Source organism: Pseudomonas putida, assembly GCF_005080685.1.
GTDB lineage: Bacteria > Pseudomonadota > Gammaproteobacteria > Pseudomonadales > Pseudomonadaceae > Aquipseudomonas > Aquipseudomonas putida_V.
Map to the genome: position 1 here is coordinate 3,611,339 of NZ_CP039371.1, position 24,549 is coordinate 3,635,887.

A 24,549-nucleotide genomic window follows, 5' to 3' on the forward strand; every position below is an offset into this window, starting at 1 on the left:
TTTACTTTTGTGCCCAAGTTGGCGCGTCTTGCAGCGCTACTGGACGAAGGAAACGCTCAAGCGCCGCGTAGCCAACCGACGTGGTCTGCGGAGCTGTAGAGGCCGGCCATGGGCCACCGTGTTGTTGTGCAGAGCAAACAGCCACACCGGTAGGCACACCCTTGAACAGCACTCGGCCAGCGATCTGTTCGGCAGCGTGAACAAGTGAGCGGTTGTCGGCAGTATCGTCGTCGGCGCCCCAGAGGGTGGCGGTGAGCGTGCCACCGATGGCCGCCAGCACTTGCTCGACTTGGCGAAGATCAGAAGCGGTCACGACCAATGCAGCCGGACCGAACATTTCTTCACGCAGATGGGCATTAGCGATGAACGACGTTGCATCGGTACGATAAAGACGTGGAGCAGGCCCAACACCTTCGGTACCTGTGAAGATTGCCTCGGCATGTGCTCCCACCACTGACGTGGCACGCTCGAAACCGTCACGCATGGACGGCGTCAACATGGCATGAGTGAGGAGCGGTTCAAGGGCAGCACCCAGTTGCTCAACGAAACGCTCGCTGGCTTCGCCTTCGAGCAATACGATAACACCAGGGCTTGTACAGAATTGCCCGCAGCCGAGGGTGATCGAGCCGGCCAGCGTGTTGGCCAGGTTCTGGCTGTCTGCCTGTAGCGCGGCAGGCAACGCCACCAGTGGATTGATCGAGCCGAGCTCTCCGAAGAATGGAATTGGACGAGGACGTTCGTTGGCCAGTTTCCACAAGGCGGTACCGCCTTGATAGGAGCCAGTGAAGGCCACCGCTGCGATGTCAGGATGTTGCACGAGGTAGCCCCCCGCGCCGCGTGAAGCGCCCTCCACCAGAGTGATGAGACCTTCCGGCAGTCCTTGTGCCACCACAACCTGACGCGCGAGCTCGTAGACAGCAACAGATAGCTTCGGGTGGCCCGAGTGAGCTTTAACCACCACCGGGCATCCAGCCGCAAGTGCCGATGCGGTATCGCCACCGAGTACAGAGAAGGCGAACGGGAAGTTGCTTGCCGAGAACGTTGCCACCGGTCCCAGTGGGCGCTGTACACGGGTCAATTGCGGGCGCCCAACTGGCGGTGCACCGGCAGCAGCCTCGTCCACTACTTTGCCCTGGGCCGCGCCATTTTCGAGCTGCTCGGCGAAGCCGCGCAACTGGAAGCCAGTACGCGCTACTTCGCCGTTGAGCCGACCGGCGCCAAGATGGCTTTCTTTATCAGCAATCGCTACGAGATCAGCCTGGTGAGCTTCCAGCGCTTGGGCCAGCCCCCTCAGCAGCCGGGTGCGCACTTCGACGCTGGCCTTGGCCCACAATGGCGCAGCTTGGACGGCCGAGGCCACAGCATGATCAATGGTTTGTTGCGCATTTAACTGGGTCATGTTCATGCTTCCTTAGTGGCCGGTTCGAGGTGATAGCCACGACCGCTATAATCGAAGTCAACCAGTTCATTAATGGACACCTGCTTGTCGGCAGGCGATGCGTAATAAGCGCGGATCTCTTTGATCAAACCACTGTCTTTGTCGAAGATGTACCACTCGTCACCCCGCAGTGCGGTGCTCAGTTTGCTCTTCCAGTGCGTCCACTCAATCACCGCTTCGTCACTGTCATGGCTGACCAAGATCTTCTCGATCGTCCACTGTGAACCGAGGTTTTCCACACACCATTGCCACTTGCGTGCGATGGTGTCGGCAGTACGCCACGGAATGTCCGGCAACCCATCTGGGAAGTAGTGCACGGCGTCAGGAGTGAAGCAGGACACCAACTTGTCGTAGTCCGCTTCGTTGCAGGCCGCGAAGTAACGGCGAATGGTCTGGGCGTGCTTATGCTCGGCCATGATCTCAGTCCTTCTTGGCAATGATCGATGGAATAGCAGGACGGCCGGAGGCTACCCAGTCTTGGTAGGCGGCGACGGCCTCGGGGCTTGGTGGGTAGACACCCCACAGCGCCTCACCGGAGGCGATACGCATGGCCAAGTAGTTTTCGATGTCGTCTTGCTCCAAGCACACATCGGCCAATTCAGCGGCAAGGTGCGCAGGGACCAGCGTCACGCCATCTGCGTCGCCAACGATTACATCGCCTGGGTACACGGCAATGCCTGCACAGCCAATTGGCACCTGCAGGTCGGCCACGTGATGGTAGGAAATACGGGTAGTCGCGGTGATTTCTCGGGCGTACGCCGGCAGAGTCATCTCTGCAATTTCACTGCCGTCGCGCAGGGCGCCGTCGGTCACAATGGCGCGGGCGCCTCGGGCCAAAAGGCGGGTGACCAGAATGTTGCCAGCGGAAGCTGCGGCTGGGTCGTTACGGCTATCGATAACCAACACATCGCCCGGCTGAATCTGCTCCACGCCCTGCCACTGCAAATTGTCGCCATTAGGCTTGGTGGTCATGGTGCCGTAGGTATCAATGTCTTCCCGCGCCGGTATAAACCGCATGGTGAACGCACGACCTGCAAAAGGCTTGGCATTTCGGCTCATGGCTTTCAGACCGACGAACGCTGGTTGACGGAAACCGCGCTTGAACAGCTGCGTGGTCAGCGAACCGCTGGAGCAACGAGAGAGTTTCTCCAGGGTTTCATCGCTTACCGCGACGTTGCGATTAGCACTGTTGTCGTAGTCGTCGGAATACTGGTGAATAGCCATTTATTGTTCTCCAGGCTGAATGGGACGGCAGGCTCGTCGAGCCAGCAACTGGAGCCGATGCTAGGGGTTACTCTCCCTGCGACAAAACGTCATCGTCACTCGGCAACTGTGGTTTTCTCATATAGCGAGAGTTCTGTTCGCCAGACCTGCGCAAACCCGCGCCCATCAATGCTTACCGGGATAGGCTGCACAGGCCCTTCAGCCCTGGTACGACGAATGACGGAATACGACCTCACCCCCAACTTGGTGGCGTACATCGACGCCAGCGCGATGTTCAAAGCGAGGGATGAAAGCCTGCAATCCAGACGGGAAGCATTTGCCACAGCCTGTCGTCACTTCACTCCACAGGCTCCAGCCAACGTCAGCTTCTTCGATGATGCGATAGGTAATCTCGCGATTCGGATCTACCTACCCAACGGCGAGGCGCCTGACGGTGGCTGGCCAACATTGCTCTATTTACATGGCGGTGGCTGGAACATGGGGAGCCATACAACCCATGACTGGTTTGCCTTTGCCCTGCTCAAGCGAATGCAGGTGGCCATAGTTGCAGTTGACTACCGCTTGGCACCGGAGCATCCATATCCGGCGCCTTTGGAGGACGCCCTGACCGTATGGCGCGCCTTGCGAGAGGGAAAGTGGTCAGCCTTGAGCCGAGAGCGGCTGATCGTTGCGGGTGACAGTGCAGGTGGAACGATTGCCGCAGGCCTCTGCGTCGCTATTCGAGAGAGTGCGATGGAACAACCCCTACTGCAGGTGCTGGTGTATCCGGTGTTAACCGACTCTGTTCACCTGCCTTCGATGCAGCAGCATGCGTATGCCCCCATGCTAACCACTGCGGGATTGCTTACCTCGCTACAGGGATATGTGCCCACCCCCTCGCACAGAGATCACCCCCAGGCTCTTCCTCTTAAATTACAAGACACGTCGGGCCTGGCCCCAGCCTTTATCGGCGTTGCGGAGTACGACCCGCTGTGTGACCAAGGGAAAGCGTATGCAGCGTTGCTGCAGGACGGCGGCATCCCAGCTGATTTACACATTGGTCAAGGCCTGGTTCACGCCAGCCTGAGAGCTAAGGAAGTCGAACAGGTGGAACTGTTCTATGACGCCATCGCAAAGGCAGTCCAGCGGGCGATCTAGAGCGAAATGAATTCAGACATTCTCACAGTGCGGGAGAAGTAGGACGAGTCTACCGGGAAGTTGATTGTCGCCTGCGACCTTTTACCGCACCGTGCATGCATGTCCCAACCAATAACAATTCAGAGGATTTACTCGTGAAGGTATTCATTACTGGTGCTTCTGGTCGCGTAGGCAGCCAAGTCGCGAAAGCACTGATGGGTCGTGGTCACTCCATCAGCACCGTCGTTCTGCCAGGTGACCCAAACCTTTCCACGGCTCAAGCCGCTGGCATTGAATGCATCACCGGTGACCTCGCTGACCGCAACTGCGTTGCCCAAGCGATGGAAGGTGCTGAAGCAGTCTTTCACTTGGCAGCACTGATTTCCTTCCGCGCTGAAGACCGTGATCGCTTGTGGCAGGCCAACGTAACCGGCAGCTACAACGTGTTCGACTGCGCCGCACGTCAATCCGCCCAACACCCCGTACGACTGATCTTCGCTTCCAGCGACCAGGTCTACCCAACTCGCTTCGCTCGCTACCGCCCAGTAGACGAAAACCATCCGCGCGAGCCCTACAGCTTCTACGGCATGACCAAATTGCTGGGTCAGGACCTGCTGGACTTCTTCGCTCGCACCAATCCGAACCTCAAAGTCAGCACTGCGATTTTCTCGCACATCGAAGCTGCTGCAGAAGTGATCGACCCCAAGGGCGAATACTCGCGTCCGGCTTTCTCCTTACAGGGTCGTATCGATAGCCTGCGCGCCGCAAGCAGCCACAACGCAAACTCCGCCGCCAGCGATGTTCAACGGCTGTTGGAAATTCTTGAACCGCTTGCCGCCGACGACGACCCGCTGCTGATTGCTCGTGACGCGAACGGCAACGCCCACACTCAAGAGCTCACCGATGTACGCGACATCGTGGACGCGCTGTTGCTTATGCTCGACAAGCCTACGGCCATTGGCGAGACCTTTAACCTGGCGCCGCCTAGCCTGGTAGGTCTGGACACCTTCATTCCGTACCTGGCCAAAGCCACCGGTCGCCGCTACGTCGAAGCCAAGTTGCCTGCCGAACTGGGCCAGCCGCACAGCACCGCAGCCAAAGCTCGCGCACTACTGGGCTGGGTGCCACGTTACAGCCTTTTCGACATGGTTGATGAAGCCGTAGCTGCCCAGAAGCGCTGATTCATATCCTCCACCTAAAGCGCGCAGGATCTCCTCGGCCTGCGCGTCCTTCCTTAGGCGAACCTACATGAATAACAATAAAAGTCAGTACCGTTGGTTCATCGTGACCATGCTGTTCATCGCGATGGTTATTAATTACATGGATCGCGCTGCGCTCTCGGTTGCGATGCCTTTTATCACCAAGAGCTTTGAGCTTACGCCCAGCGAAAAGGGGATGGTATTCAGCGGCTTCTTCGTCGGCTACGCCGCGTTCAACTTCATCGGTGGCTATCTGGCTGACCGGTATGGCCCGAAACGGGTATTCCTCTATGCCATGTGCATCTGGTCCGCCCTGTGCGCACTCACCGCGACGGCATTCAGTTTCTGGTCATTGCTGATCGTCCGCGCCCTATTCGGCGTTGGTGAGGGTCCGGTACCCACCACTGCTAACAAGGTAGTCAACAACTGGTTCCCAATCCGCGAGCGTGCTCGGGCCGTCGGCATTAACCAAGCTGGTGGGCCGCTGGGTGGTGCGCTGGCGGGGCCGGTGATTGGCTTCCTCGCCCTATCGTTGAGTTGGCAATGGTCGTTTGTGATCGTTGGCGCTATTGGAGTGCTCTGGGCTGTGGCCTGGAAATTCATCGCTACTGATAACCCCGCGGATCATCCGAGAGTAAGCGCTGCCGAACTTGTTGAAATCCATGAAGGTCGAGAGACCGTCAGTCATACTGACCAACCGGTTGACAAACCAAGCCTGGCGTCCGTGCTTCTGCGCCCCGCAGTTCTATGCACCGGCTTCTCGCTGTTTTGCTACAACTACACGCTGTACTTCTTCATGACGTGGTTCCCCAGCTACCTGGTGGATACCAAAGGCGTGTCCCTCCAGGACATGAGCTGGATCACTGCCTTCCCTTGGCTGGTTGGTGCTTGCGGCATGGCAGCGGGCGGTTTCCTAATTGACCGCATCTACCAGAAGACCGGGCGTCAGCTTTTCTCCCGCAAGGTCGTACTGGTCACCTGCCTCACTGTAGCTGCCGCTTGTATTGGCATCAGTGGCCGCTCGGAATCGACGGAGATGGTCGTTCTGTTCATGTCCGTTGCCATTGGCTTCTTGATGCTGACGGCATCAGCCTACTGGGCGCTGATTCAGGACACCGTACCTAGTTATTATGTCGGCACTGCTGGTGGCCTCATGCACGGTATGGGGAACTGCGCCGGTCTCTTCGCTCCGACACTGACCGGGGTGATCATTCAGGTGACCGGAACCTACAGTGCAGCATTTGTGGTTACCGGCGTACTCGGTGTTGCAGGGGCATTGGCCGTCTGGTTGTTCGTTCGAAACAAAGTGGACAATACCACTCACCAAACAGCTCCGGCCTGACTCCATTCAAACGCCAGCAAATACGGCAACGCTTTTTACGGCGAAAGCGTTGCCATCATTCGCAAACCCCGAAGTCTCTGTTTTCTACACTGTCCAGTAGCACACTCAAGGGACAGTCTCGCAACAATCCAAATCTCTTTCCCAATTCCCTGCAACAGTACGGCCGCTCGCCTACCTCCTCCATCGCCCATCCAAATCAGATTGGGGTCAGATTAGATAAGCGAAGCGACCTGCCTAACGCTTCTTCAATTGGACCTAATCAACTGAAAACCTTTAGACGACAATCTCCTGTGGCTCAGGAATTTACATTCTAGAAGCGCTGCCCGGCGTACGCATCCGTCCAGCAAGGATGCCCTGCCTGAACGCGGCCCGCCGAGGGCGGTTAGAACGTCGCTTGCACTTTCAAGCCAGCTACCCAGGCATCATCCACCTCCCTTACCCCACCGGGGTGGCGCACGAACTGCAGGTTCGGGCGGACTGTCAGCCAGTCGGTGAAGTGAACGCCGTAGTTGAGCTCGGCGTTGTATTCGGTTTCCTGCACTGGCAGGTAATCGGGATCCGCGTAATCGTCGACACCGTTGACCACGTTGGTTAGTGCCGCGTTCTTGCGATAGGCCGGGTTCACGTGTACTTCGGAGATCGCCAGGCCGATGTCATCTTCTGGGCGTGCGTCGAACAGGCCCTTGTAGATCGCACCGACCGACACGTAGTGGTCGACCTTGCTGGTCTTGCGGTCGTGCGCCGTGGCCATGGCGAACAGCGTCAGCCCCCGCGAGGCGTCGCCCGCGTGCCGGGTCACCTGCTGCATGGCGCCGAGCCAGACACCGTGCTTGCTCGATGCACTGCGATACGCCGCGCCGCTGATCACCGCTGGCTGGCCATTGCTGTCCTCGAGCACGTCGTTGGCATTCGAAGTGCTGTAGTAGTAACCCACGCGGTATTCACCTGGCAGGCCGTCGATGCGCGGTTTCCACAACAACTCCGCCGGCAGTACCGCACCTTTGGTGCCGCTGCCGCTGAGCTTGAAGCCGTTGGGATTGTCGGTATTCGACGGGTTCTGCTCGTACGCGCCAATTTGCGCGAACAGCTCAGGCGCGAGTGCGTACTTGACTCGCAGGGCCCACTGAGTGATCGGCCAGTTGTACCAGATGCCTCCCCAGTTACCGACTTGCGAGCCGCAGAAGGTCAGGTTCTGGAAGTTGCAGTCGAAGCTGTTGAAGTCCTCGCCCTCGCCGAAGCGGCCGGCCTTGATGTCCAGGCGCTGGTCGAAGAACGCCTGTTGGAAGTACAGCTGGGTCATGCGCCAATGCGAGCCGCGGCCCCAGACTTCCTGGGACGAACTCAAGGTGCCGACGCGCGGGTCGCCGACACGTTCATTCGAGATATTGTCGCCGTTGCGGTTGGCCACGGTCAGCTGCAAGCGGGCATCGTGCCAGCCGAGCAGCTTCTGGAGGTCGAAACGCGCGCCGAGGGCGTATTGGTCGCTGTAGCTGGCGCTACGATCATTGTTGTAGCCACCATCCAGGTTGGTCCCGATTTCGCCGACGTAGGCGAATTCGAAGTCGATGCCCTGCTGGGCCAGATCGCTGCGGGTGCCGTTCCAGTCGCCCAGGGCCCATGGCGAATCGCTGGCAAAAGGTTTGGCGGCGTGGGCAAGCGGTGCGCAGGCCATGGCGGCGAGCAGGGCTCGATGTTTGAAAGGGAGCATGGAATTCTCTTTGTTATTGGTCTGCAGACTGACAGGGACCTGTCGCCGGCAAGCCGGCTCCTACCGGAGCACTGGGCTTGCCGACGACAGATGTTTACCGAACGCTGGCGCGCATCTGCTCAGGCAGCTCGAGCCGCTTGCGCATCTTCGCCACTTCATCGGGCGACACCGCTGCGGCGCTGTTGCCCCAGCTGTTGCGCATGAAGGTCAGGATGTCGGCGATCTCGGCATCGCTGAGTTTCCAGTCGAACGCCGGCATGCCGGCCCCGGTGACATAGGTGTGGGTGTGCACGGCCCGCGCGCCACCAAGCACCACGCTGGTAAGGGTGTCGGTATTGCCGGCCAGGATCGCCTTGTTGCCGGCAAAGCCGGTGAGCATGTGGCTCACGCCCTCGCCTGCTGTGCCGTGGCACGCTGAACAATGCACCTCGTACCCTTGCCCGCCACGCTGCATGCGCGGCTCAGAGGCTGCCAGCGCCTCGGGTGCCGGTAGCCCGCTGCCCGGCAGTGACTTGAGATAAACGGCGATTGCACGCAGGTCGGCATCGGTCAGGTGCTGGGTCGAGTTCTCGATGGCTTCGGCCATCGGCCCGCTGGCGACAGCCACCCCATCGCTGCCGGTTCTAAGGTAATCGACGATCTGCTCGACCGAGCTGTCGCCCAACCCCAAGTGCCGGTCGTTGGTGATGTTCGGCGCGAACCAGGTACCCACCAGTCCGCCATACAGCGCCTCACTGACCACCGGCCCACCCAGCCCGTTGCGCGGGCTGTGGCAGGCGGCGCAATGCCCTGCGCCGTCCACCAGGTAACGCCCGCGGTTCCATTCGGGGCTTTTCCCAGGGTCGGGCACGAACGGCTTGTTCTCGAAGAACATCCAGTTCCAGCCAGCCATCAGCAGGCGCTGGTTGAACGGGAAGTTCATGCCCGCCAGCTCGTCCACTTCGTGGACCTTGGGCTCCAGGGTGCTGAAGAATGCCCACAAGGCATGCAGGTCATCGTCGCTCATGCGTGTGTAGTCGGTGTAAGGCATTGCCGGGAACAGCATGCCGTGCCGGCCACGCCCCTGGCGCACCGCATTGAAGAAGTCACGTTCGGTGTAGTTGCCGATGCCGGTTTCCCGGTCAGGGGTGACATTCGATGACTGGATATCGCCAAAGGGCGTGCCGATCACGTAGCCACCGGCAAAGTCACCGTGCTTGGCGGTATGGCAGGCCGCGCAGTCGGCCGAACGCATCACATACTCGCCCCGCTTGACCAGAGCTGCGTCAGGTGAGCGGAAGTCGCTCAGGCGCACAGAATCGTCGGCCATGTCCGAGCGCGCGGTGGAGTTGGCCTGGATCACCAGGCCGAGCATCACGGCGCCGGCCAGGGCCAGCACGCCGCCGCCGATCAGGGCGGTTTTCTTGTTGATCATCGCAGGCCTCACACCAGGGAACCGGGGTTGTGCTGGTACTTCTCGTGGATCGCCCTGGCCGTGCGGATGGCCAGGGCGCCCACGGTACTGGTAGGGTTGTAGCCGGCGTTGGTGGGGAAGGCCGAGGCGCCGACCACGAACACGTTATGCGCGTCCCAGCTCTGCAGGTAGGTGTTGACTGCGCTGGTGCGCGGGTCTTCGCCCATGATCATGCCGCCCTGGGTGTGGTTGGAATTTTCGTCGTACGGGGTCCAGGACCGGGCTGCCGAGTTGAAGGTGTGCACATGCTTGGCGCCCATCTTCTTGCCGATGTCCACGGCGCGTTGCTCGATGAAACGCGCCATGTTGCGGTCGTTCTGGTTCCAGTCGAAGGTCATGCGCAGCAGCGGCGTCCCCCAGCGGTCCTTGTAGTTCGGGTCCAGCGACAGGTAGGCATCGCGGGTTGGCATCGAGGTACCCTGGCCGAAGATGATCCCGTAGTTCTGGTAGTTGTCCTTGTAGGTCTGCTTGAAGCCCTTGCCCCAGCGCGGGCTGCCCGGCGGCAACAGCCCCGAACGACCGATCGGCATGCCCTCGCGGGAGACGGTGAGCAGGCCGGCGCCACCGATGAAGTCGAGCGCGCTGTGGTCGAAGTTGTCGCCATTGTAGTCGTCCACCTGGATACCCAGGCCGCCGGCCCCGATGAAGGGGTTGAGCGTCTCGTCCTCGAACCACACATGCGCACCGGCGCAGGTCTGGTAGTTGTAGGCGCGGCCGATGGTGCCGGTCTGGGTCACCGGGTCGTACTGTTTGCCGATGTCGCTGAGCAGCATCAGGCGGGCGTTGTCGTAGGTGAACGAGCACAGCGCGACGATATCGGCCGGCTGGATCACTTCGCGGCCCTGCTCGTCGAAGTAGCTCACGCCGGTGGCGGTCTTGCCGTCCTCGGCCTTGTGGATCTTGGTCACATAGCCCTGGGTGATCAGGGTGAAGTTCTTGCGCCGCATCAGCGCAGGGATCACACAAGCCTGTGGCGAGGACTTGGAGTAGTTGCCGCAGCCGTGGAACATGCAGTAGCCGCAGTAGGTGCACGGCGCCATGCTCACGCCCAGCGGGTTCACGTAAGCCGAACCGACGTGCGCCACCGGGATGTAGAACGGGTGCAAGCCCATTTGCTCGGTGCTGGAGCGGTACATCTGCATCAGGCGCGAGTCTTTAAGCGCCGGGGTCGGGAATTCGCGGCTGCGCGGGCCCTCGAACGGGTTGCCGCCGGGGCGCAGCTCACCGTTGATGTTGCCGGCAACGCCGGAAATCCCGGCGATGCGCTCGAAGCGGTCGTAGAAAGGCTCGAGGTCGGCATAGGTAATGCCCCAGTCCTGCACCTGCTCCAGGCCTTTGAGCTTGCTGGCGCCATAACGCTCGATGGTCGCCGAGCGCACGCGGAAGTCCCACTCGGAGAAGCGCCAGGCCATGCCGGCCCAGTGGAAACCCGCGCCACCGACCGATTTGCCCATCTGGAAGGCTTTGAGTTCACGGGTAGGCACTGCGGTCTGCCCGGAATGATTGCGGAATGTCAGGGTGTAATCACCTGGCTGCAGCAGCAGCTCGCGGCGAATGGTCCAGCGCAGCTCGTCGGGGTCGACCGCCGGCGGCGTGTCGGTAGAGGTGTCGAGCCACGGGCCGCGGTCGATCGCGATCACTTCCAGCCCAGCGCGCGTGAGTTCTTCGGCCATCAACGACCCGGCCCAGCCTAGGCCGACGATCACTACGTCAGCTTTTTTACGTGTAATTGCCATGTTGTTTTCCTCTGGCCTCAGCTCACCGGGATCAGACTGATGGGCTCCAAGCCCAGGTTCTGACCGCGACGGTCGATGTACTGGCGGTAGTCGTAACGGGCGCCGGGGAACCCAACCAGCTTCCAGCCGACCATGCCGCGATTGCCGCCATAGAGCGGGTCGGCGAAATAGCCTTCGCGCACGCTGAGCAGCAGGAATTCGAACAAACGGCTGCCGCTACCGACGCCTTCCCAGTCCAGGCGGCCTTCATCGAGCTGGCGCAGGATTGCGTCCATCTGCTCGCCGCCGAGTTCGGCAAAGGCACGGCCATGCAGCTTACGGGCGTGGCGATCGATGAAGTCGAGGCCAGCCAAGGTGTAGTCGCGGCGCGTGCGCAGGCTGATGGTCAGGCCCATCAGTTGAGATTCATCGGCACGCAGCGGCTGGTCCAAGTACAAGTCTTTCGACTCGCCATAGGGCCCGTTCATCTGCGCATCAAGGTAGTCGACGCAGCCGGCTTCGCTGGCCGAAGCGCCCAGCTCGTCGTGAGGGATCAGGCGGTCGAACACGGCAGTCAGGGTGGCGCGCGCCTGGCCCTTGAAGACATTGCCCTGACCGCCGCTCATGACCGGGGATGGCAGCATTTCGCGGTTGAGGCCGGTTTCGGGCGGCACCGACTTGAGTTCAACTGCGCCGACCTTGGCCAGGCCAGCGGCGGCGAACAACGCACCCATTGAACGCAAGGCGTCCCTACGTTTCATGGAGTTCTCCTTATCGACAATCACGGGGGAGCCGTGCGGCAGGTCGCGGAATTTCGGGCGCGCAAAGGCACACGGCGAGCACGGACGGGCTCGTCGGGGGCGATGGGGATCTGGCGTGTGAACGAAAAACGCGGTGTACGGGGGAGCGAAACTGGTAACCTGCCGGTCACGGCGGGTGCAAGTCTATGGCGCGACATAACGCCGCGCCATCAGAGCATTGACGTGTTTACGTCAAAATCGCTTCAACACGTGGCAGGCGGGAGGGTTTCGTCGATGACCATGCGCAGCTGCGGCCACACCTGCGGCGGTGCGTCCAGGTCACCGTTGGCGTACAGCAGTTGCTGGATGGCCGCTTCGGCCTGCCCTTCAGGATCCTGATCGAGCACCAGCGACAACAGGCCTTCGCGGAGCATGTCGGCATGCTGTGCAGTCGCCTCATGGCTGATCCAGACCAACCGCCCGGCGTGCCTGGACAGCGCCTGGTGCACACCCGTGGAGCCGCTGCCAGTGGTGTACAGCCCGACCACCCCAGCGTCCTGAGCCAGGTAATCGCTGATCTTTGCGGCATTGAGCTGGTTATCGTCGAAGCACTCCACTGGCCCGAGCACCTCGACCTGCGGCGCCCGCTCGGCCATGACCTCGAGAAAGCCCTGCACACGCTGTTGATGGGCGCGATAGAGCAATGAGTTGGTTACCAGCAGCACACGGCTCTGGGCCGGCGTAACCCATTGGCTCATGAGTCTCCCGGCGGCGCGGCCAGCGACATGGTTGTCGATACCCGCGTAGATTGCCCCCTCCAGCCCAGGCAGGCTGCTGGTCACCAGTATCACCGGCACGCCAGCAGCGACCTGCGCACTGAGGGCTTCACGCACCTGCGGGGTATCTTGGGCAACCACGATCAACCCTTGGCGCGGCACCCTGGGCTGGTTGATGAGATCCAGCAATTGCTGCGGATCACGTTCCTGCCAGATGTGGCGCTGCAGCACCAGCCGCGAGCGGTGCATCTGCGCCTGCTTGACGAAGGCGGCTGCCAGGCGCCGGTAATGGTCGGTGGCGCTGTCTACCAGCAGCAAATCGAAGCGCAGCAAGCCATGCAGCGCAGACGGCAGCAGGCGTTTGAGCCCCAGCGCCTGGGCTGCCTGCAGCACCTTGCGACGCTTGCTGTCGGAAACGCTGCCGCGTTCGTTCAGCACACGATCGACGGTACTCAGGCTGACGCCGGCCAGTTGGGCGACATCAGCCATGCCTTGGCGACGGTCAATCTTGTCCACCTAGAAACATCCAGTAACCAAAGACGCGGAGTCTGCCATGCCTGCGCCGCTTTCGCCTACTGCGCGTACTTCTCCTACCCAGTGTGGCGCCCCCACTTTTCATTGAACGCCAACCACCGCAATCGACGCGGCATCCAGCCCCGACGCAACAGCCAGCCATCGAGCGAGAACTTGCCGGCCCCGGTCACCATGACTCCGGCAAACACCACCATGAGCAGCATCACGTACTCCCAGCCGCCCCCGCCCGGCGAAGCCCAGGCATAGCCCCGGCTCCACTCACCGCCGAAACCGACCGTAGCCACGAGGAAATACACCAGGCTCACAAATGCCCCCAGCCTTGCGAACAACCCCAGCCCGACGCTGACGGCACTGGCAAACTCGATCAGCCCACCCAACACCACGAAGTACGCCGCGACCTCGCCCAGGCCAAAGCCCTGAAAGCCCGTCTCCAACCGATGGAACCAGCCCAGCCCGGCGAAGATCTTCTCGGAGCTGTGGCACAGCTCGTTCAGGCCGAAGTACATGCGCATGATCGTCGTCTGCCACAACAGCAACCCCAGCCAGGCCCCTGGCTTGTTGCGATCACGGCGCAGGTCGTTGAGCACGCAGTCGGCGAACTGCAGCAACAGCGGCACGGCGGCGATGCTTGCGACCCAGACCATGACATGCGCATCGTTCATTGCCGCCACGCGCCAGGCGATTAGGAACGGCAGCAACGACATCAGGAAGCCCGGGGCGAATGTTCTGGGGGTGATCAACGCCGCACTGAACAAGGCGACGCACATCCACAGCGTACTCGACCAGGCCGCGAAATCCGGCAACGTGTGGTTGCCCCAGCCGCAATAAAGGGCGGCCACCAGAGTCGCCGCCAGCCCGGCCACGCTGAGCGTGTTGGGCATGCGCGACGGTTTGAGCAGACCGTAGTCGTTGGCATAGGCGCCCTCGACCACATCCAGGGAACGTACAGGACTGTTCATCACGAACCTCTCTCAGGGGTGGCTGGCAGGCAGCGTTTTCTCGAAGGCACGCGCAAGCTCGGTGGCCATGCGCTGCTCCTGGTCATCGCTGGCACCGCCAGCCACGCCCAAGGCACCGACAGCCTGGTCCTGCTGGCGGATGACCACCCCGGCGACGGCGGGCAAGATCCCGGGGATGCTGCCCAGTTGCAGGTTTTTCTGCCGCGCCAGGTCGTAGAACACCACGGTGTCGACGTCGTTGATCGCCGCCGAGTTGGCCTTCTTGATCGCCGCCTCGATGCAACCCGGGGCTGCGCCGTCCATGCGTTTGAAGGCCAGAAGGTAACCATTGGCGTCGGTCACCGCGATGCACGGGTGAGTGCCTTCGGCGCGGGCCTTGGCCACGGCGGTATCGAGCAGCGCTGCCGCGCCGCCCAGGGACAGCTGGATGGTGCCACGCACGGCAGTGCCTTCACTGGCCTGAGCCCATGGCACGGCAAACAGAGTGAGGCCAGCCAGGAACAGGCGCCGGAAATGAACGTTCATCTGCAATTCCTTTTCAATCGATCCAGGTTGGCCCTCCGCGCAATGGCGCGCAGGGCCACGGCCATCAGTGGAAGGTCGCTGCCACGTCTTCGGCGAGTTTCTGTTCGGTCAGGTCGGTGGCACCGCTGACGCCGACACTACCGACCACATTGCCCCCGTGCTTGACCACTACACCGCCCACCGCCGGCAGGATGCCGGGGATGGTGCCGATGGCCAGGTTCTCTTTGCGCGCCAGGTCATAGAACGTGATGGTGTTGATGGCAAAGCGCGCGGCCGAGGTGGCCTTGGCAATCGAGGCCTCGACGCAGCCGGCATAGGCTCCCTGCATCCGGGTGAAGGCCAGCAGGTGGCCGTCGGCATCGGTGACCGCGATGCAGATCTTCATGGCGCGGCTGGCTGCCAGTTCGGTGGCTTGCTGCGCCAGCTGCTGGGCAGCGGCGGTAGACAGGTTTTCCTGGGCCACCACCGTGGCTGCCGGGCTGGCCGCCTGAGCGGAGGTCGCCATGGCGAAGGCAAGGGACAAGGCGGCGATGGTCATTGTTGTTTTCATCGGTACATCTCCTGGGGTAGTGCCCTGAGCGTGATTGCGCAGGGCTGGCTGAATGCGGGCGCAGGGGCGCCCTGCTCGCGAGCCGCTCAGGGCTCGCAAGTGCATCAAAGGGTTCGAAGGGGTAAGTGGGTCAGCGGGCGACGGTGGCCAGCGGCTTGCCGGCCACGGCCGGGACTTTTTCGCGCCCGCCCAGGGCTGCCGGCAGCTGCACCTTGTAGATCATGAAGGGCCGCACGATCGCGTCCTGGCCGCCAGGGCCACGGTTGGAGGCCATGCGCGCACTCTGCGGTACCGGGATGTACAGCTCGCGCTGGTCGGAAATGATCATCGCATCCGGGTTCCACAGCCGCGGGTCCTCGGCGACCACGCGCAGCGTACCGTCCGGGGCGTACACCGACACACGCGGCCGGTCATACTCGCCCAGGTAGACGTTGCCGGCGCTGTCCATCGCGGTGCCGGTCAGCGGGCTGGTGTCATGCACGAACTCGACCTGCTTGCCCAGCTCCGCCTCGCTGATCCGCGTGTCGCGCAACGCTGCGGTCGGCACCCGCCACAACGGCCCGCTCAGCGGCTGGTAGTACAGCCATTGGCCGTCGGGGCTGATCTCGATAGGGTCGGAATGCACCTGGTGATCGCTGCCGTCAGCCAGCAGTAGCGGCTGGCCGTTCTCGCCGATTGGTCGGCGTTCGGGCGCCATCTGCGTCGACGGATGCCCGGCCAGGCGGCGCACGGCTTCACCGGTTTTAAGGTTGATGACGATGATCGCGCCCAGGCCCGAGTCGGTCACATAGGCATGCTCGCTGTCCAGACGCAGGTCGTTGAGGTTGGCGCCGGCCGGCAACACGCTGGCGGGCAGGCTGATGCTACGCAGCAGCTTGCCGTCGCGGGTGTCGAACTGCAGGATCTTCTGCCCGAGGTTGATGCCTTTGGGGCCGGCATCCTCACCCTGGTCGATGGCCCACAGGGTGTCGTCGTCGAAGATATGGATGGTGTTGATCTTTACCAGCGCCGCAGCGCTCGGCTTGCCCGGTGACCAGGCATTCCACTGTCCGCCCGGGAACGGCTTGAGGCTGCCGTCGGGCAGCACCTCGGCGATCGACGGGGTTTTCTCGAAGCCCGGCCAGCGCGGCAGGCCGACGAACAGGCGGCCACCGGAGGTCAGCGCCACGGCGTTGCACAGCCAGTCCAGACGGGCGACCTCAGTCAGCGGCTGGCCGCTGGGCGGCAGATCCTGCGCCTGTATCAGCGGGGCGCAGGCAAGGCCCAGGGCAAAACCGGCAATGCGCAAAGCGCGGGAAGTACGTCCTGATGCGTTCATTATTGTTGTCCTTCTCAGTAATGGAATCAGCGCGCAGTAGCGGGCTTGAGCGATGGCGCGGACCGGTCGCGGCCTTGCGGGTTCGAGCTGTCGTCGGGGCGTTGCAGCGGGCCGACGATGAGCAGGTAGCTGACGAACGCGCCGACGGCATTCAGCGCGACATACACCAGGGCACCGTTGAACGAGTGCATCGACTGCACCATGTAGCCGATCACCACCGGGGTGACGATGCCGGCCAGGCTGCCAAAGGTGTTGAAGATCGCGCCATTCATGCCAATGCTGTCCTTGGGCGAGACATCGGCGATGATTGCCCAGCCCAGCGCGCCCACGCCCTTGCCGAAGAACGCCAGGGCCATGAACAGCACGATCAGGAGGTTGGTTTCCACGTAGTTGCACAGGATCATACTCATCGACAGCGCCATGCCGATGAAGATCGGTAGCTTGCGCGCCAACGTCAGTGACATCCCCTTGCGCAACATCCAGTCCGAAGCCATACCCCCGGTGATCCCGCCCACAAAGCCGCAAATCGCTGGCACCGCCGCCAACAGCCCGGCATCCAGCAACGACAGCCCGCGCTGCTGCACCAGGTATACCGGGAACCAGGTGAGGAAGAAGAACGTCAGCGTGCTGATACAGAACTGCGCCAGGTAGATGCCGAGGAACATGCGCTGGCGCAGCAGGCCACGAGCACGCATCCAGGTGTCGCGCCAGCCCTGCCCCTGCGCTCTTCTGGCGCCATGCTCACGTAGGCTGGCACCGCCCATGCGCATGGTTTCCAGCTCCACTGGCGTCAACGTCGAGTGCTCGACCGGTGCCTTGATCCGGCGGATGAACACCAAGCCCATGGCGACGCCGGCCACGCCCATCACGTAGAACACCCACGGCCAGCCCCAGCGGGTGGAAATCCACGCCAGTAGAGGTGTGAACACTACTGCCGCGAAGTACTGGGACGAATTGAAGATCGCCGTCGCAGTCCCACGCTCAGCCGTGGGGAACCACATCGAGACGATCTTGCTGTTGGCCGGAAAGCACGGCGCCTCGGCAGCGCCGACCAGAAAGCGCAAGGCGAATACGGCGACGAAGGCCAGGCCCACCGGCATCATCGCGACAGTGCCGATCAGCCCGGTGAACACCGACCAGGCAATGATCGCCAAGCCCAGCACGCGGATGCTGCCGAAGCGGTCGATCGCCAGGCCTCCCGGCAGTTGCAAGAGCATGTACGCCCAGGCGAAGGCCGAGAACAGCCAGCCCATCTGGGCATGCCCCAGGCCCATTTCATCGGCCAGGCTGGCGCCGGCGATGGACAGCGTGGCGCGGTCACCCTGGTTGATGATCATCATCACGAACAGCAGGGCAATGACTTCATGGCGCCGGTGTTCGGCGATGAAGCGGCGCAGAGAATGTATTTTTTTCATTGTATTCTCGATACCGGATTGCGAGGGCGAGCCACCTTTTAGGTCGCCGCGCAGCAATCAGTCAGCAGTGGGTTTCACGCACGGTCGCATCGGCGCGTTGTCGTACTTCAGGCCGCAGTGCCGTGCCCAGACCAGGCCGTTGCGGCGCAAGCGCGAAGCCTGAGTCGATCTGCGGCAGTGCAGTCACCAGTTCGCCGTACCAGGTCGATAGCGACGCCCTTACTACCTCCTGCAACACTGCAGTCGGTGCATGCAGGCTCAGGTGCAGCCCAGCGAACAACGCCACCGGCCCGGTGCAGTCATGGGGCGCAAGCGGCTTGTTCCAAGCCTGGGCCAGCGCGGCAATCTTGCGCGCTTCGGTGAAGCCGCCGCACCACACCAGGTCCAGCATCAGGTAGTCGAGGCTACCGGCCTTGAGCAGGTCGCGGTAGGCGGCGCTGCCGCCCAGGGTCTCGCTGGCGCAGATAGGCACCCGGGTACGGTTGCGCAAGTCCGCCAGGGCCTGGGCGTCATCCATTTTGCACAGCGGGTCTTCTACCCAGTACACATCGAACGCTTCCAGCGCCTGGCAGATACGCAGGGCTGCCGTGCTGTCCCACAGGCTGTGCAATTCGCACATGATCTCGATGCGGTTGCCCACCGCCGCGCGAATCTGGCGGAACGCTTCACAGCCTTTCTGCACCTCGTCCAGGCTGATGGTGTTGGCCCCGGGTTGGCGGGCGAACTGGTCGAACGGCCAGATCTTCATGGCCGTGTACCCCTCCTCCACCAGGCTGATGGCCAGGTCGCCGGCGTCGCGGCTGAAGGCCAGCTGATCGTCATAGGGGCCCTGGGCGCGGTCACTTGCGCAGATCTCGCGACGGGCGCCCTGCTGGGTGTTGAATTCGTAACCGGCGCAAGTGTTGTACACCCGGATGCGCTCGCGGCAGGCACCGCCGAGCGCTTCATGGATGGGAATACCGTGACGCTGGCCCTTGAGGTCCCACAGGGCGATGTCCACAGCGCTGGCGGCACGGATTTCAGCGCTGGCGCTGTGGTAACCCACGTAGGGCGTGGTGAGCTCCAGGGAAATGGCTTCGATCTGCCGTGAGTCGCGGCCGATCAGCCCTGGGGCGATGAGTTCGTGAATGGCCGCCTCGACGGTGGCGGCACCGCGAAAGGTTTCGCCCAGGCCAACCAGGCCTTCATCGGTTTCGATCTCCAGCCAGAGCAGCTTGGGACGTTCGGGCAGACGCAGGGTTCTAACACAGGTGATCTTCGACATTGTTCTTATCCTGAGTGCATTACCGCAAATGGTATCGTTACCATTTCTGCAAAAAAACCTAGCGCATCACAAATTTCAGGACAAGTGGATTTTGAAAAAAGTTTTCAGAAGCGTGGAAATGTTAACGCTAACTTTCAAGCGTTCTGGTGCTCTCGCGCTGCACCAGACTGAAGCCGATATCAATGGTCGCGGGCGACTGCCTATCGCCGCCAAGGCGCTCCAACAGCAACCTGGCGGCTGTGTCGCCCATCAGAGTGCCGTCGATGCGCACCGTCGACAAGGCCGGAAAGGTGTGTGCAGCGAAAGCCATGTCGCCAAAGCCCATCACCGCCAGTTGCCGGGGCACCGCGATGCCGCGGGCGGCCGCTTCGGTCAGCACGCCCTGGGCGATGGTGTCGGAAGTGCAGACCACGGCGCAAGGGCCTTCGCCATCGACGGCGGACTGTTCCAGCAGCATGCTCAGGCCTTCACGCCCCTGGGCCAGGGACGGCAGGCCCTGCCAGGTCTGGCGCTGGACGTCGGTGATGCCCTGCTCGGCCAGGGCCTGGACGAAGCTGTCGGCCCGGCGCAAACCACGCGGATCGTCAACGGCCAGCAGGGCGAAGCGTCGGTAGCCCTGGCCCAGCAATTGACGCGCCACCTCGCGCCCAGCCTGTTCGTGGGAAAACCCGACCAGCATGTCGATCGGCTCGGCGGACAGGTCCCAGGTTTCCACCACCGGCACGCCGGCCGCGCGCAGGCGGTTGCGGCTGAGGCTGGTGTGCAGGGTGCCGGTTAGGATGATGCCGTCCGGGCGGCGGCTGAGGATCACCTCGAGCAGTTCCTGCTCCTGCTCGGTCTGGTAGCCGGACACGCCCAGCAACACCTGGTAACCGGCCTTGATCAGGCGCTCGTTGATGGCCTGGAAGGTGTCGGAGAAGATCGGGTTGGTGACCATCGGCACCACCACCGCTACCAACCGGGTGCGGCTGGATTTCAATGCCCCGGCCAGGCGGTTGTGCACGTAGCCGGTCTGCTCGATGGCCCGACGCACCTTGAGCCGTGTCGGTTCGCGCACGGTATCCGGCTGGTTGAGGTAGCGCGACACCGTCATCGGCGCGACGCCGGCCAGGCGCGCCACATCGCTCAAGGTGACTGTCGCACGCCCCTGCCCTTTGCCGTCTGAAGCCATAACCGCCCTACCCCGTGGATGCACCGTTGCTGAAGTCGGGCAAGAGTAGCCTGCGACAAACTTGAAGGAAACCCGTCAAAACAGTCGTGGCGCGGGTCGCCGCTGCGCCCCTAGACTCGCCCCGCCAGCCACAAGGCCGGCCCCATAACAATAACGCACGCGTCGCCAGTACCTCTTGGCCGACGCACGTCCTGAGGATGATGGACATGAATCGACGTGAAGCCCTGATCTCACTCGTTCAACTCAGCGCCCTTGGCGCCGTCGGCAAGGTCAGTGCCGGCGTGCTCGCCAGCGACCGGCCGCAGGCCATCGGCACCCACGCAGACGCTCTGCCCCAGCCCGCGAAACCGGGCGCCCTTACCTACCTCACCACAGAAGAGGCCCGGGAAGTGGCGGCCATCTTCGACCGTCTGATCCCCGAGGACGAGCTGGGCATGAGCGCCAGCCAGGCCGGCTGCGTGGTGTTTCTCGACCGGCAACTGGCCGGGCCCTACGGCCAGGCCGCCAGCACCTACCGCCTCGGCCCATACGTTCAGGGCACGCCCGAGCAAGGGCCACAGTTCAGGCTGACGCCTGCGCAGCGCTACCGGGAAGGCCTGGCGCGGCTCGGCCAGTACTGCCAGCGGCAGCACGCCCGGCCGTTCAGCGGCCTGAGCGGTGAGCAGCAGGATGCCCTGCTGCAAGCGATGGAGGCCGGCACCGCGCCGTTGGACGCCGACTTCTTCGCCCTGCTGTTGCAGAACGTGCGCGAAGGGTACCTCGCCGACCCGATGTATGGCGGCAACCGCGACATGGTTGGCTGGCGGCTGATCGGTTTCCCCGGCGCCCGCTACGACTACCGCCCATACCTGCACAGGAAAGGCCTGCCGCTCGACCTGGAGCCGGTGAGCCTGCTCGACCGGGCGGGCTGAGCCCGCCCGCCACCTTCCCCCCAATTTGCGCGAGGCAGCCCCGTGGCCCTGCCGGCCTGAGCCTGCCCGCCCCCCAAGGAATACAGATGAGAACGACAAGAGCCAAAGCGGATGTGGTGATAATCGGCCTGGGCTGGTCCGGCTCGATCATCGCCGAGGAACTGGCCCGGGCCGGGCTCAAGGTGGTAGCCATCGAGCGTGGCGCCTGGCGCGACACCGCCAGCGACTTTCCGCCCTCGGTGGACACCGACGAACTGCGCTGGGCCACCCGCAAGGAAATCCTCCAGGCGCCACGCCTGGAAACCTACACCATGCGCAACCACGCCGGCCAGCAGGCCCTGCCGGTGCGCGAGTGGAGCAACCTGACCCTCGGCAACAACGTTGGCGGCGCCGGTACCCACTGGGCCGCCGCGTCCTGGCGATTCAATCCGTTCGACTTCGAGCCCTACAGCAGAACCGTGGAGCGCTACGGCAAGCAGCAGCTGGTGGCGGGTCTGCAGGTGCAGGACTGGGGCGTGACCTACGCCGAACTCGAGCCCTTCTATGATCGCTTCGAGCGCATCGCCGGCACCAGCGGCAAGGCCGGGGTGATCCAAGGCCAGGTGATGCCCGGCGGCAACCCCTTCGAAGGTTCGCGCAACCGTGAATTCCCGACCCCTCCCCTGGTCCCCAGCCACTGGAATGACATCTTTACCCAGAAGACCACCGAGATGGGCTACCACCCTTTCCCGGTACCCGCCGGCACGATCTCCCAGGCCTACGTCAACCCGTTGGGCGTGCGCATGGGCCCCTGCACCTATTGCGGCTACTGCCAGTTGTTCGGTTGCGGCAACTGGTCCAAGAGCAGCCCCAATGCCTGCGTGGTGCCGGCGCTGATGCGCCACCCAAGCTTCGAGCTGCTGACCGAAACCGAAGTGCTACACATCAACAAGTCTGCCGACGGCAAGACTGCGACCGGGGTCAGCTACATCGACAAGCACGGCGTGCGGGGCGAACAGCCCGCCGACATCGTCATCGTCGCCGCCTACCAGCTCGACAATGTGCGCCTGATGCTGCTCTCGGGCATCGGCGAGCCCTACGACCCGCGCACTCGCCGTGGTGTGATCGGCCGCAACTACAGCTTCCAGACGCTCTCCTATGCCTACCTATGGTTCGAGAATGAACACCTCAACCCGTTCATAAACACCGGATGCCTGGCCATCCAGATCGACGACTTCAACGCCGACAACTTCGACCACAGCGGCCTTGGTTTCATCGGCGGTGCCGGCATCCAGTCGCTGTCCAACAGCGGCCTGCCGATAGGAATGGCGGGCGTACTCCCCAAAGGCGCGCCTGCCTGGGGCAAGGGCTGGAAACAGGCGTTCCGCCACAGCTACCAGAACTGGGCGATGATCCAGGGACAAGGCACCAGCTATGCCCACGAGCAAGCCTATTTCGACCTTGATCCTACCTACAAGGACAATTACGGGCGGCCGCTGATGCGTATGACCTTCGACTACAACCTCAACGACCAGCGCTCAGGCGAGTTCATCCGCAACAAGTGCGAGCAAATTGCACGCGAGGTTGGCGGTACGCACATCGAGTCGTACAACTTCGCCGCCGACCACTACACCCCGTTCCGTGCCAACGATTCCTCCCATACCAATGGCGGCGTGGTCATGGGTACCGACCCCAACACCAGCGCCCTGAACCGTTACCAGCAATGTTGGGCGGCGCACAACGTGTTCGTTCTGGGTGCTTCATCGTTCCCCAATAACGGCGGGTATAACCCGACGGTGACCATTGGCGCCCTGGCGCTGTGGACGGCAAAGGCCATCATCGAGCAGTACATCAAAAAACCCGGCCCGCTGGTACAGGCATGAGATGACCCGATGAACAAGAAGAAGACAGTAACAGCATTGGCGCTGATGGCGTTGGCAGGGCTGGGTGGCGCCCTGCTGATCAATGGCGACACGACCGCGGTCAACGTCGCCGATGACCGGGTGACCGCCGCTGATGCGACGCGCGTCGATCCCGCTGCCGTAGCCCGAGGCGCCTACATCGCACGGCAGGCAGACTGCGCCGCTTGCCACACTGCACCAGACGGCAACGCCTACGCAGGCGGGTACGGCCTGCAAACACCTTTCGGCATCATCTACTCGACCAACATCACCCCCGAGCGCAGCAGCGGTATCGGCAACTGGACCGAGCGTGACTTCTTTCGGGCGGTGCGCCATGGCCGGCACAAGGATGGGCGACTGCTCTATCCGGCCATGCCCTACAATGCCTACGTCAACATCAGCGATGCCGACATGCATGACCTGTGGGCGTACATGCGCACCTTGCAGCCTGTCCGGCAATCGGCCCCCGCCAACACACTTGGCTTCCCCTACAACATTCGGCTGAGCCTGCTCGGCTGGAACCTGCTGCATTTCAACAACAAGCCGTTCGTGCCCCAAGCCGAGCAGTCCGAGCAGTGGAACCGCGGCCGTTATCTGGTCGATGGCGCAGGCCACTGCGCAGCCTGCCATACACCCAAGAACCTGCTCGGCGGCGATACCGACCAGTACCTCCAGGGCGCCGAACTGCTCGGCAGCTATGCGCCGGAGATCACCAACGATGCTTATCGGGGCCTCGGCAACTGGAACAGTGAACAGCTCCAGTCCTACCTGAAGACCGGTGCCAATCACCAGGCGATCGCCTCCGGCCCCATGGGTGAAGCAGTCGAGTTCTCCACACAGCACCTGACCGACGCGGACCTGGCCGCCATAGCCGAGTACCTCAAGTCCCTGCCCGGCTCCGGCGCCGCGCCACCGCGGCCGCTGGCCGTCAGCGAACCGATGATGCAGCGCGGCGCGCAGGTCTACGAGTACAACTGCATGGCCTGCCACAACGTTAACGGCGAAGGCATCAACGGCATGGTAACCGCCTTCGCCGACAATCCTGGGGTACGCACCCCCAGTGGTTCGAACCTGATCGGCACGGTGCTCAAAGGAAGCAAGGCGGTGGTAACCGAACATAACCTGACCGGTGCCGGCATGCCTTCGTTCGACTGGAAATTGAGTGATGCGGATATCGCTGCTGTCCTTACCTATGTACGCAACAGCTGGGGTAACGCAGCGCCGGCCGTCCAGGCCGAGCAGGTTGCCCGAGCCAGACACACCCTGACTGCGGCAAAACAACTGCATGCCGAGCATTAGGCATCGCCACTA

At 62.6% G+C, this 24,549-nt stretch carries 21 protein-coding genes; 6 read left to right on the forward strand and 15 right to left on the reverse strand.

From position 1 onward, the window contains the following. Window position 1: 1 nt before the first annotated feature. From E6B08_RS16370 to E6B08_RS16380, 3 genes are read right to left on the reverse strand one after another with little or no spacing between them, the layout of a single operon-like run. Window positions 2-1,399, reverse strand: coding sequence for an aldehyde dehydrogenase (NADP(+)) (locus tag E6B08_RS16370; RefSeq protein ID WP_136915006.1), 1,398 nt, complete (start codon window positions 1,397-1,399; stop codon window positions 2-4). Window positions 1,400-1,401: 2 nt separating this feature from the next. Further along, a complete protein-coding gene (locus E6B08_RS16375; RefSeq protein ID WP_136915007.1) occupies window positions 1,402-1,854 on the reverse strand; it encodes a nuclear transport factor 2 family protein in 453 nt (150 codons plus the stop codon). Between the two features lie 4 nt (window positions 1,855-1,858). After that, window positions 1,859-2,662, reverse strand: coding sequence for a ribonuclease activity regulator RraA (locus tag E6B08_RS16380; protein ID WP_136915008.1), 804 nt, complete (start codon window positions 2,660-2,662; stop codon window positions 1,859-1,861). A gap of 216 nt (window positions 2,663-2,878) precedes the next feature. Here E6B08_RS16380 and E6B08_RS16385 point away from each other — a divergent pair, with 216 nt between their 5' ends. From E6B08_RS16385 to E6B08_RS16395, 3 genes are all read left to right on the forward strand, one after another. Continuing rightward, window positions 2,879-3,799, forward strand: coding sequence for an alpha/beta hydrolase (locus E6B08_RS16385; RefSeq protein ID WP_136915009.1), 921 nt, complete (start codon window positions 2,879-2,881; stop codon window positions 3,797-3,799). A gap of 134 nt (window positions 3,800-3,933) precedes the next feature. Next, complete coding sequence (locus tag E6B08_RS16390; RefSeq protein WP_192938540.1) at window positions 3,934-4,959, forward strand: NAD-dependent epimerase/dehydratase family protein; 1,026 nt, start codon at window positions 3,934-3,936, stop codon at window positions 4,957-4,959. 67 nt (window positions 4,960-5,026) lie between these two features. Continuing rightward, entirely contained in the window at window positions 5,027-6,319 is a 1,293-nt protein-coding gene (locus E6B08_RS16395) for an MFS transporter (RefSeq protein ID WP_136915011.1), read from the forward strand. A gap of 382 nt (window positions 6,320-6,701) precedes the next feature. On the opposite strand, the gene E6B08_RS16400 is transcribed toward E6B08_RS16395, so the two are convergent. The 12 genes from E6B08_RS16400 to E6B08_RS16455 all read right to left on the reverse strand — a co-directional run bounded on the left by E6B08_RS16400 (window position 6,702) and on the right by E6B08_RS16455 (window position 20,447). Beyond that, on the reverse strand, window positions 6,702-8,027 hold the full coding sequence (locus E6B08_RS16400; protein WP_136915012.1) for a carbohydrate porin: 1,326 nt from the start codon (window positions 8,025-8,027) through the stop codon (window positions 6,702-6,704). Window positions 8,028-8,121: 94 nt separating this feature from the next. Continuing rightward, window positions 8,122-9,441, reverse strand: a complete 1,320-nt coding sequence (locus E6B08_RS16405; protein WP_136915013.1) for a c-type cytochrome — start codon at window positions 9,439-9,441, stop codon at window positions 8,122-8,124. An 8-nt stretch (window positions 9,442-9,449) separates the two neighbouring features. Continuing rightward, window positions 9,450-11,216: a GMC family oxidoreductase gene (locus E6B08_RS16410; RefSeq protein WP_136915014.1), complete on the reverse strand. Its 1,767-nt coding sequence runs from the start codon at window positions 11,214-11,216 to the stop codon at window positions 9,450-9,452. A gap of 17 nt (window positions 11,217-11,233) precedes the next feature. Next, complete coding sequence (locus E6B08_RS16415) at window positions 11,234-11,956, reverse strand: gluconate 2-dehydrogenase subunit 3 family protein (RefSeq protein WP_136915015.1); 723 nt, start codon at window positions 11,954-11,956, stop codon at window positions 11,234-11,236. Window positions 11,957-12,198: 242 nt separating this feature from the next. Beyond that, complete coding sequence (locus E6B08_RS16420) at window positions 12,199-13,227, reverse strand: LacI family DNA-binding transcriptional regulator (RefSeq protein WP_136915016.1); 1,029 nt, start codon at window positions 13,225-13,227, stop codon at window positions 12,199-12,201. 74 nt (window positions 13,228-13,301) lie between these two features. Further along, window positions 13,302-14,204 carry a DoxX family protein gene (locus E6B08_RS16425; protein ID WP_136915017.1) on the reverse strand — a complete coding sequence of 301 codons (903 nt, stop codon included), beginning with the start codon at window positions 14,202-14,204 and terminating at the stop codon, window positions 13,302-13,304. A 12-nt stretch (window positions 14,205-14,216) separates the two neighbouring features. Beyond that, window positions 14,217-14,729, reverse strand: coding sequence for a GlcG/HbpS family heme-binding protein (locus E6B08_RS16430; RefSeq protein ID WP_136915018.1), 513 nt, complete (start codon window positions 14,727-14,729; stop codon window positions 14,217-14,219). Between the two features lie 64 nt (window positions 14,730-14,793). Further along, window positions 14,794-15,279, reverse strand: coding sequence for a heme-binding protein (locus tag E6B08_RS16435; protein ID WP_236548359.1), 486 nt, complete (start codon window positions 15,277-15,279; stop codon window positions 14,794-14,796). A gap of 130 nt (window positions 15,280-15,409) precedes the next feature. Further along, window positions 15,410-16,597, reverse strand: coding sequence for an L-dopachrome tautomerase-related protein (locus E6B08_RS16440; RefSeq protein ID WP_136915019.1), 1,188 nt, complete (start codon window positions 16,595-16,597; stop codon window positions 15,410-15,412). Between the two features lie 26 nt (window positions 16,598-16,623). After that, window positions 16,624-18,012 (reverse strand): MFS transporter, encoded by a 1,389-nt coding sequence (locus E6B08_RS16445; RefSeq protein ID WP_136915020.1) that lies wholly within the window; start codon window positions 18,010-18,012, stop codon window positions 16,624-16,626. 61 nt (window positions 18,013-18,073) lie between these two features. Further along, window positions 18,074-19,276, reverse strand: a complete 1,203-nt coding sequence (locus E6B08_RS16450) for a mandelate racemase/muconate lactonizing enzyme family protein (protein WP_136915021.1) — start codon at window positions 19,274-19,276, stop codon at window positions 18,074-18,076. Window positions 19,277-19,403: 127 nt separating this feature from the next. After that, entirely contained in the window at window positions 19,404-20,447 is a 1,044-nt protein-coding gene (locus tag E6B08_RS16455; protein WP_136915022.1) for a LacI family DNA-binding transcriptional regulator, read from the reverse strand. Between the two features lie 206 nt (window positions 20,448-20,653). Here E6B08_RS16455 and E6B08_RS16460 point away from each other — a divergent pair, with 206 nt between their 5' ends. The 3 genes from E6B08_RS16460 (at window position 20,654) to E6B08_RS16470 (ending at window position 24,537) form a co-directional block, all read left to right on the forward strand. Further along, complete coding sequence (locus E6B08_RS16460; RefSeq protein ID WP_136915023.1) at window positions 20,654-21,358, forward strand: gluconate 2-dehydrogenase subunit 3 family protein; 705 nt, start codon at window positions 20,654-20,656, stop codon at window positions 21,356-21,358. A gap of 86 nt (window positions 21,359-21,444) precedes the next feature. After that, the gene (locus tag E6B08_RS16465) at window positions 21,445-23,220 is read left to right on the forward strand and encodes a GMC family oxidoreductase (RefSeq protein ID WP_136915024.1); all 1,776 of its coding nucleotides are present in this window, start codon (window positions 21,445-21,447) and stop codon (window positions 23,218-23,220) included. 9 nt (window positions 23,221-23,229) lie between these two features. Next, window positions 23,230-24,537: a c-type cytochrome gene (locus tag E6B08_RS16470; RefSeq protein WP_136915025.1), complete on the forward strand. Its 1,308-nt coding sequence runs from the start codon at window positions 23,230-23,232 to the stop codon at window positions 24,535-24,537. Window positions 24,538-24,549: the final 12 nt, after the last annotated feature.

Bases quoted from the DNA above. Each gene is read 5' to 3' on its own strand.
- E6B08_RS16395 (WP_136915011.1), top strand. From the start codon at position 5,027: ATGAATAACAATAAAAGTCAGTACCGTTGGTTCATCGTGACCATGCTG.
- E6B08_RS16370 (WP_136915006.1), bottom strand. From the start codon at position 1,399: ATGACCCAGTTAAATGCGCAACAAACCATTGATCATGCTGTGGCCTCG.
- E6B08_RS16425 (WP_136915017.1), bottom strand. From the start codon at position 14,204: ATGAACAGTCCTGTACGTTCCCTGGATGTGGTCGAGGGCGCCTATGCC.
- E6B08_RS16400 (WP_136915012.1), bottom strand. From the start codon at position 8,027: ATGCTCCCTTTCAAACATCGAGCCCTGCTCGCCGCCATGGCCTGCGCA.
- E6B08_RS16445 (WP_136915020.1), bottom strand. From the start codon at position 18,012: ATGAAAAAAATACATTCTCTGCGCCGCTTCATCGCCGAACACCGGCGC.
- E6B08_RS16455 (WP_136915022.1), bottom strand. From the start codon at position 20,447: ATGGCTTCAGACGGCAAAGGGCAGGGGCGTGCGACAGTCACCTTGAGC.
- E6B08_RS16380 (WP_136915008.1), bottom strand. From the start codon at position 2,662: ATGGCTATTCACCAGTATTCCGACGACTACGACAACAGTGCTAATCGC.
- E6B08_RS16465 (WP_136915024.1), top strand. From the start codon at position 21,445: ATGAGAACGACAAGAGCCAAAGCGGATGTGGTGATAATCGGCCTGGGC.
- E6B08_RS16440 (WP_136915019.1), bottom strand. From the start codon at position 16,597: ATGAACGCATCAGGACGTACTTCCCGCGCTTTGCGCATTGCCGGTTTT.
- E6B08_RS16470 (WP_136915025.1), top strand. From the start codon at position 23,230: ATGAACAAGAAGAAGACAGTAACAGCATTGGCGCTGATGGCGTTGGCA.
- E6B08_RS16385 (WP_136915009.1), top strand. From the start codon at position 2,879: ATGACGGAATACGACCTCACCCCCAACTTGGTGGCGTACATCGACGCC.
- E6B08_RS16375 (WP_136915007.1), bottom strand. From the start codon at position 1,854: ATGGCCGAGCATAAGCACGCCCAGACCATTCGCCGTTACTTCGCGGCC.
- E6B08_RS16430 (WP_136915018.1), bottom strand. From the start codon at position 14,729: ATGAACGTTCATTTCCGGCGCCTGTTCCTGGCTGGCCTCACTCTGTTT.
- E6B08_RS16410 (WP_136915014.1), bottom strand. From the start codon at position 11,216: ATGGCAATTACACGTAAAAAAGCTGACGTAGTGATCGTCGGCCTAGGC.
- E6B08_RS16450 (WP_136915021.1), bottom strand. From the start codon at position 19,276: ATGTCGAAGATCACCTGTGTTAGAACCCTGCGTCTGCCCGAACGTCCC.
- E6B08_RS16460 (WP_136915023.1), top strand. From the start codon at position 20,654: ATGAATCGACGTGAAGCCCTGATCTCACTCGTTCAACTCAGCGCCCTT.
- E6B08_RS16435 (WP_236548359.1), bottom strand. From the start codon at position 15,279: ATGAAAACAACAATGACCATCGCCGCCTTGTCCCTTGCCTTCGCCATG.
- E6B08_RS16405 (WP_136915013.1), bottom strand. From the start codon at position 9,441: ATGATCAACAAGAAAACCGCCCTGATCGGCGGCGGCGTGCTGGCCCTG.
- E6B08_RS16415 (WP_136915015.1), bottom strand. From the start codon at position 11,956: ATGAAACGTAGGGACGCCTTGCGTTCAATGGGTGCGTTGTTCGCCGCC.